The 7,336-nt window shown below is 71.5% G+C and carries 7 protein-coding genes; 3 read left to right on the top strand and 4 right to left on the bottom strand.

Annotated elements, in window-relative coordinates:
• Nucleotides 1-358: 358 nt before the first annotated feature.
• The gene (locus ABTX62_RS22905; RefSeq protein WP_352117911.1) at nucleotides 359-604 is read left to right on the top strand and encodes a WhiB family transcriptional regulator; all 246 of its coding nucleotides are present in this window, start codon (nucleotides 359-361) and stop codon (nucleotides 602-604) included.
• A 145-nt stretch (nucleotides 605-749) separates the two neighbouring features.
• On the opposite strand, the gene ABTX62_RS22900 is transcribed toward ABTX62_RS22905, so the two are convergent.
• From ABTX62_RS22900 to ABTX62_RS22890, 3 genes are all read right to left on the bottom strand, one after another.
• Nucleotides 750-1,727, bottom strand: a complete 978-nt coding sequence (locus ABTX62_RS22900; RefSeq protein WP_283968818.1) for an acyl-ACP desaturase — start codon at nucleotides 1,725-1,727, stop codon at nucleotides 750-752.
• Between the two features lie 189 nt (nucleotides 1,728-1,916).
• Complete coding sequence (ddaH, locus tag ABTX62_RS22895; RefSeq protein WP_352117910.1) at nucleotides 1,917-2,693, bottom strand: dimethylargininase; 777 nt, start codon at nucleotides 2,691-2,693, stop codon at nucleotides 1,917-1,919.
• Between the two features lie 91 nt (nucleotides 2,694-2,784).
• Nucleotides 2,785-3,198, bottom strand: a complete 414-nt coding sequence (locus ABTX62_RS22890; RefSeq protein ID WP_352117909.1) for a hypothetical protein — start codon at nucleotides 3,196-3,198, stop codon at nucleotides 2,785-2,787.
• Nucleotides 3,199-3,447: 249 nt separating this feature from the next.
• Here ABTX62_RS22890 and ABTX62_RS22885 point away from each other — a divergent pair, with 249 nt between their 5' ends.
• Nucleotides 3,448-3,825 carry a hypothetical protein gene (locus tag ABTX62_RS22885; protein WP_352117908.1) on the top strand — a complete coding sequence of 126 codons (378 nt, stop codon included), beginning with the start codon at nucleotides 3,448-3,450 and terminating at the stop codon, nucleotides 3,823-3,825.
• A gap of 35 nt (nucleotides 3,826-3,860) precedes the next feature.
• A complete protein-coding gene (locus ABTX62_RS22880; protein WP_352117907.1) occupies nucleotides 3,861-5,054 on the top strand; it encodes an ABC transporter substrate-binding protein in 1,194 nt (397 codons plus the stop codon).
• Here the strand turns inward: ABTX62_RS22880 and ABTX62_RS22875 are convergent.
• Nucleotides 5,038-7,326, bottom strand: coding sequence for an ATP-binding cassette domain-containing protein (locus ABTX62_RS22875; RefSeq protein ID WP_352117906.1), 2,289 nt, complete (start codon nucleotides 7,324-7,326; stop codon nucleotides 5,038-5,040). The two genes, ABTX62_RS22880 and ABTX62_RS22875, sit on opposite strands and share 17 nt — an antisense overlap.
• Between the last annotated feature and the right edge of the window lie 10 nt (nucleotides 7,327-7,336).

The following is a 7,336-nucleotide window of genomic DNA, read 5'->3' as shown; positions in this document are numbered from 1 at the left end:
AGTACACCCAGTACGAGGGCTTGCACCCGGCACGCCGAGAGCACGCACCGGACGCCGCTCCTTGACGGGCAAACGTTGCCTGCCGCGGCACTAGATCGATCTGGTTCGGAGCGCCGGTGACGTAACGGGTGGTGAGCATGGTCCACTCCTCGCACAGGGTCCCGTTCTCCGCACCGCCGAGTCTGGCCGCCCGGCGGCGACCGCCGCCCAGGCTCCGCCGGGCCAGGTGTCCCGTGTGTGCGTGCGCCCGTGCGCAGGCCCCTCCGGGGGGCGACCGCCGAAGCGGCCAAAGGCCCCTGAACGCCGTGTTGATCCCGCGTTGATCGGATGTTTTTCGCCGCCCACGACGCTTCCGGACATGCACATCGACACGATCACCTCACCCCGGCCCACCTGGCAGCAGGAGGCGTTGTGCGCGCAGACGGGAGCGGACTTCTTCTTCCCCGAGCCGGGCAGCTCGGTGCGGGAGGCGAAGCGGATCTGCGGTATGTGCCCGATCCGCACGGCCTGCCTCGAGTACGCGCTGGACAACGACGAGCGCTTCGGCGTCTGGGGCGGCCTGTCGGAGAAGGAGCGGCTGGAACTGCGGCGGATGTCCTGGTAGCCGGGACGCCCAGGAACAGGCCTGTCCCGCCCGGAACAGGCCTGTCCCGCCCGGACCTGGCCATCGCGCCGAGGACCGCCCGGCAGCGCGCAGGGCCCCGGCCGCTCGTGGCGGCCGGGGCCCTGCGGCCGTGGGCTCGGCGGCGTCAGGCGCCGGCGCGGGCCGCCATGCGTGCCTTGCGGGCGGCCAGCTTCTCGTCGAACTTCGACGCCTCGGAGTCCAGACCGCCCAGGAACAGGCCGAGCTCCTCCTGCGCCTTGCGGCCCTCGGGACCCAGGCCGTCGAGCTCCATGATCTTCAGGAAGCGCAGCACGGGCTGGAGCACGTCGTCGTGGTGGATGCGCATGTTGTAGATCTCGCCGATCGCCATCTGTGCGGCGGCCCGCTCGAAGCCGGGCATGCCGTGGCCGGGCATCCGGAAGTTCACGATGACATCGCGCACCGCCTGCATCGTCAGGTCGGGCGCCAGCTCGAAGGCCGCCTTCAGCAGGTTCCGGTAGAAGACCATGTGCAGGTTCTCGTCGGTGGCGATGCGCGCCAGCATGCGGTCGCAGACGGGGTCCCCGGACTGATGGCCGGTGTTGCGGTGCGAGACGCGGGTCGCGAGCTCCTGGAAGGCGACGTAGGCGACCGAGTGCAGCATCGAGTGCCGGTTGTCCGACTCGAAGCCCTCGGCCATGTGGACCATGCGGAACTGCTCCAGCTTGTCCGGGTCCACCGCGCGCGAGGTGAGCAGGTAGTCGCGCATCACGATGCCGTGCCGGCCCTCCTCGGCGGTCCAGCGGTGCACCCAGGTGCCCCAGGCGCCGTCGCGGCCGAACAGCGAGGCGATCTCGTGGTGGTAGCTGGGCAGGTTGTCCTCGGTCAGAAGGTTGACGACGAGCGCGATGCGCCCGATCTCGGTGACCTTGGACTGCTCCTTCTCCCAGGCCTCGCCGTCCTCGAAGAGCCCGGGGAAGTTGCGCCCGTCGCTCCACGGAACGTACTCGTGCGGCATCCAGTCCTTGGCGACCTTCAGATGCCGGTTGAGCTCCTGCTCGACCACTTCCTCCAGGGCGTACAGCAGCTGAGCGTCGGTCCAGGCGCCGGCAGGGCTGCCGAGGTGGGGAGTGGTGATCGTCATGGACTCTCCAGGGGACAAGCGTACGAGCGGTGATCATTGAACCTACGGCATCGTAGGCTACGTATCCGTAGGTTACGATGCCGTAGGTTCAGAGTGCTGTAAAGCCAGCTGATCAGCGGGGTCACCCGTTCGCCGGTCGACGCCACGGAGACGCAGGTCGAGACGCTGCGCGATGAGGTGCGCCGCCGGTCAGGAGTACAGCTCCCGCAGCCGCACCGAGAGGCACGTCACACAACCCTCGAGCTTCTCGAACTCGCTGATGTCCACCACGACCGGTTCGTACCCGAGGTCGGTCAGCAACTCGGCGGTCTTCGGCGCACTCGCCGCCATCAGCAGCTTGGCGCCGCCGAGCAGCACGACATGCGCCCCGGCTTCCTCGGGAACCGGCAGGAAACGCGCGAACAGCGACGGCGCGTCCGTGCTCGGGATGTGCCCGATGACCGTACCGTCCGGCAGTGCCGTGACCGCCGACTTCAGGTGCAGCACCTTGCTCACCGGTACGGCGACGACCCGCGCGCCGAGCGGCTCGAACGCGGCGCGCAGCTGCTGGACACCGGCCGCGTTGGTGCGGCCGCCCCGGCCCACGTAGACCGTGTCGCCGATCTTCAGGACGTCTCCGCCCTCCAGCGTGCCCGGCTCCCAGATCCAGTTCACCGAACAGCCCAGACCGGCCACGGCCTCCTCGACCCCGGCGGTCTCCGCACGACGTGAGTCGGCGCCCGGGCGGGCGATCAGCGCCACGTTGCGGTACATCACGACCGTGTCCTCGACGAACACCGAGTCCGGGCAGTCGTCGGCCGGATCCACCTCGATGGTCTCCCAGCCGTGCGTGCGCAGGGCCTCCACGTACGCCTCCCACTGCGCGACGGCCAGGTCGGCGTCGACCTGCTCCCGCTCGATGTGCGTCACCAGCCCTTCGGCGAGACGCGGGCTGGGGCGGCGGACGAGGGCCTTCTTGCTGGGCACGAGCGGGACTCCGTATCGGGTGGGACGTGTCGGGACCGCACCGACGGGAGCCTCCGGGGTCGACCGGAACCCATCGGGCGTCGGCCGACCATCATGCAGGGCGAATCGAGGAGAGGACAGCCCCGGGGGGAGGGGCGGAGGGAAGGAGGGCGGCGAAGGGGCCGGGCGGGCAGGGGGTGCTGCCCGGGCGGGCCGTCCCGACGCTGGCGCCTCCGGGAGGGGCGTGTGGGAGCAGGGCCTGCTGGAAGGCGGTGTCCAGCAGTTCGACCAGGCGGGCCTCGCGCAGACGGTCGTGCATCTCCTGGCACAGGTCCCAGGCGACCACCGCGGCGGCCAGACCGGCCTCCGTCCTGAGTACCGTCTCGGCATCGGCGACGCTCACCACCCAGCGGACCTGTGAATCGCGCGCCCGGATCCCCTCCGCGATGCGCGTCAACTGTCCCGCGGCGGCGCCCCCGTCCTCCGGACGCTCCGCCACCGCCACCAGAACCGTGCCCTCGGCCATGCCGATCCCCCCTCGCCGGTGGCCCGCGCGCGCGTCGGCCTGTGGGCGGTCAAACCACCCCATCGGTGCGCAGAACGGTTCGGTGACGCGTCAACGCCCGCGCCGTCGGTATCCCGTCGGAGTACCCGATCAACCGTCTTGCAGATGATTCACCGCGCCGGGCCCGTGTCGATCTCCCGGCCCCTCGTTAGGCGTAGTGCTCCCGGCCGGTACGGCCGGCACCCACCCGACGGAAGGAAACCCAGACACATGTACGGCACGCGGCGTATCGCGGTAGTGGCCACGATCGCGGGAATGCTCATGGCTGTTCCGGTCGGCATGGCCACGGCCCAGGCCGGAGACGGCGACGCGGGGGCGGGCGGGGTGCTGTCGAACCTCTCCGGCAGGAACTCCTCCGGCCACGCCAACCTCTGCGGCACGGGCAAGGTGGCGCTGTTCAAGGAGCGCACCTGTGCGACCGAGGACGACGGCAGGGGCGGCGGCGACCAGGCGGGCCCCAGCGGCGGCGTTCTGTCCAACCTCCTCTTCGCCCGGAACGCCTCGGGCCACAGCAACAACTGCGGCAACGAGACCGTGGCGGTGTTCAGCAGGACCACCTGCGTCACCGCGGACCGCTCCGGCCACTGAGCAGCAACACCGGTACAGCCCGGAGAGGGGCCGTCATGTCGTCTTCTTCCCTGTGCGTGGGCGTGGTAGCGCCTCTGACGGGTCGACTGGCCCCTCTCGGGTCACCGCTGTCGTACGTGCTGCGCAGACTCGCACCCCGCCTCGCGCACGTCCGCCACGGCGCGCGCCGCCACGACGTGACCGTCGTCGTGCGCGACAGCCGCTCGGACCCCGACGCGGCCCAGCGGGCCGTGCGGGACCTGGCCGGGGACGACGGCGCGCACATCGTGCTCACGATGGCCGGGACGCGGGTCCTGCCCGCCGTCACCGCGGCCTGCGAGGAGATCCGGGTCCCCTGTGTGTCGACCACCTTCCCCTGGCAGGCGTACGTCCACACGCGCGGCGCCGGACCCGGGCACCGCTTCCGGTGGACCTACCACTTCGCGTGGGGGCTGGACGACATCGCCGCCGTCTTCGCGGACCTGTGGGAGCGGGCCGGCGGGGGCGCCGTCGGATGCCTCTGGAACGACGACCTCCAAGGCGATCTGCTGCGCCACGACCGCTATGGCTTCGCCCCTGTGACGTCTCCGCGCGGGCACGCCCTGATCGACCTCGGCGCCTACGGCGAACCGGCCGACGGCTTCCGGGCTCAGGTCAGGCGGATGCGGGAGCACGGCGCCGACCTGGTCACCAGCGCCGCCACCGCCGCCGACCTCGCCCTCTTCCACCGCCAGGCCCGCGAGGCAGGGCTGCGTCCACGGCTGATCACCTGCTCGCGCTGGCTGACCTACCCGCACACCCACACCACCCGCGCCCCCGGCGTGCACGGCGAACTGGCCGACGCCCGTGTGGCCACCCTGGTCTACTGGAGCCCCGGTCACCCCTACCGCTCCGGCCTGGACGGCACCACGTGCGCCGAACTCGCCCGCGCCTACCGGCAGGACACCGGTGCGGCGTGGCTCCAGCCGCTGGGCCTGGCCCACGCCCTCCTGGAGACGGCCCACCACGCCCTGACCGCCGCGGACGACCCCACCGACCGGGCGTCCGTCGCGCAGGCCCTCGCCGGCACCCGACTCGACACCGTCGCCGGGCGCCTCGACTGGACCCGGGGACCGGCGCCCAACATCGCTCTCCTTCCACTGGTCGGCGGGCAGTGGCACCACGGTCCCCGCGGCCCCCGCCTCGCCGTCGTCAGCAACAGCGCTCACCCGGACGTGCCGCTCACCGGGGAGCTCACGCCGGCGCGATGACGTCCGCCCGGACCGCTCGCCGCAGATGCTCCCCGGTGAACGACCCCGCCGTCTCCAGAAGCCGGCGTGGTGTTCCCTCGAAGACGATCTCGCCGCCGTCCCGGCCGCCGTCCGGGCCGAGGTCGATCACCCAGTCGGCCCGGGCGACCACGTCGAGGTCGTGTTCGACGACCACGACCGTGTTGCCCGCGCCGACCAGCCGGTCCAGCAGGGCGACGAGGCCCTCGGTGTCCGCCATGTGCAGACCGGTCGTCGGTTCGTCGAGCACATAGACCGCGCCCGTGCGGTGCAGGCGCGTGGCCAGCTTGATGCGCTGCCGCTCACCGCCCGAGAGCGTGGAGAGCGGCCGGCCGAGCGTCAGATAGGCGAGGCCGACGTCCCGCAGGGCGCGCAGCCGGCGCCGTACGCCCGTGTCGTCGAAGAAGCCGAGCGCCTGCTCGGCCGTCATCTCCAGGACGTCGGCGACGGAACTGCCTTTCACCGTCAGCCGCAGCACCTCCTCCTTGAAACGCCGCCCCTCGCAGTCGTGGCAGGTCGTCGTCACCGGGTCCATGAAGGCGAGGTCGGTGTAGATGACGCCCCGCCCCCCGCAGGTGCCGCAGGCCCCGGTGGAGTTGAAGCTGAACAGGCCCGCTTCGGTCCCCGTCTCCCGGGCGAAGACCTTCCGGACCGTGTCCATGATCCCCAGGTACGTCGCCGGGGTGGAGCGGCCCGAGATGCCGATCGCCGACTGGTCGACGACCACGGCCTCGTCGTGCGCGGCGATGAACTCCCCGACCAGCGTGCTCTTGCCGGACCCGGCGACCCCCGTCACCGCCGTGAGCACACCGGCCGGGAACCGTACGGTCAGGTTCCGCAGGTTGTGCCGGTCGGCGTCCTTGACCCACAGCTCACCGGTCGGCTGCCGCACCTCGTCCTTGACCGCCGTACGGGTGCGCAGGCAGCGCCCGGTGAGCGTGCCCGACGCGGCCAGTTCCCGCGGCGTTCCCTCGAACACCACAGTGCCGCCCCCGGTGCCGGCCCCCGGCCCCATGTCGACGACGTGGTCGGCCAGCGCGATCACGTCCGGGTCGTGCTCGACGACCAGCACGGTGTTGCCCTTGTCGCGCAGTCGCAGCAGCAGCTCTCCGAGGCGGCCCACGTCACGCGGGTGCAGTCCGACGCTCGGCTCGTCGAAGATGTATGTCATCCCGGTCAGGCTGGAGCCGAGGTGCCGCACCGTCTTCAGCCGCTGCCCCTCCCCGCCGCTGAGCGTGGCCGTCTCCCGGTCGAGGCTGAGGTAGCCGAGACCGATCGCCTCGATGCGCTCCAGCGCCGCGACGGCGGCCGAGGCGATCGGGGCGGCCACCGGGTCGTCGATCTCCTTGAGCACGGCGATCAGGTCCGCGACCTGCATGCGGGTGCAGTCGGCGATCGACCGGCCGTTGATCCGGGTCGCGAGCGCCGCCGCGTTCAGACGTGCTCCCCGGCAGTCCGGGCAGGTGCCCTGCACCGTGAACTCCCGGACCAGGTCCCGGGTCTTTCCGCTCATGGCCGACAGGTCCCGCTTCAGGTACAGCCGTTCGAAACGGACGGCCAGCCCCTCGTACTCGGTGGTCCAGGTGCCGCCGGTGCCGTTGACGGTGACCTTGCTGCCGGGCCGTCCGCGCATCAGGAACTCGCGCTCGGCGGGGGTGAACCGGCCCACCGGCTTGTGCGGGTCGAGGTCGTCGCTGTTCGTGTACGCCTGCCCCTGCCAGGTCCCGGCCGCGAACGGCGGGAAGCGCACCGCCCCGTCCGCGAGAGAGCGGTCCGGGTCGAGGATGCGGTCCCAGTCAGGACGTACCGTACGGCCGAGGCCGTCGCACTCGGGGCACATGCCCGCGGGGTCGTTGAACGAGTACGCCGTCGCGGTCCCGGCGCTGGGGCTGCCGTGCCGGGAGAACAGCACCCGGATCACCGAGTAGACGTCCGTCATGGTGCCCACGGTCGACCGGGAGTGGCCGCCGATCTGCCGCTGGTCCACGACGATCGCCGGCGTGAGGTGCTCCAGGCCGTCCGCGTGCGGCCGCTCGAACTTGGGCAGCCGGTTGCGGACGAACCACGGATACGTCTCGTTCAGCTGGCGCTGCGACTCCACGGCGATCGTGTCGAAGACCACGGACGACTTCCCCGACCCCGAAACGCCGGTGAACACGGTCAGCCGGCCTTTCGGGATGCGCAGGGTGACGTCCTTGAGGTTGTTCTCGCGTGCTCCGGTCAGGGTGATGGCATCGTGCGTGGCGTCGGTCATGCCATCGACG

Origin of the sequence: Streptomyces sp. NPDC096046, from assembly GCF_040303285.1 — a bacterium.
Classification (GTDB): domain Bacteria; phylum Actinomycetota; class Actinomycetes; order Streptomycetales; family Streptomycetaceae; genus Streptomyces.
Note: the sequence above shows the minus strand (reverse complement) of the source record. Positions and strands in the feature narration are given on the sequence as shown.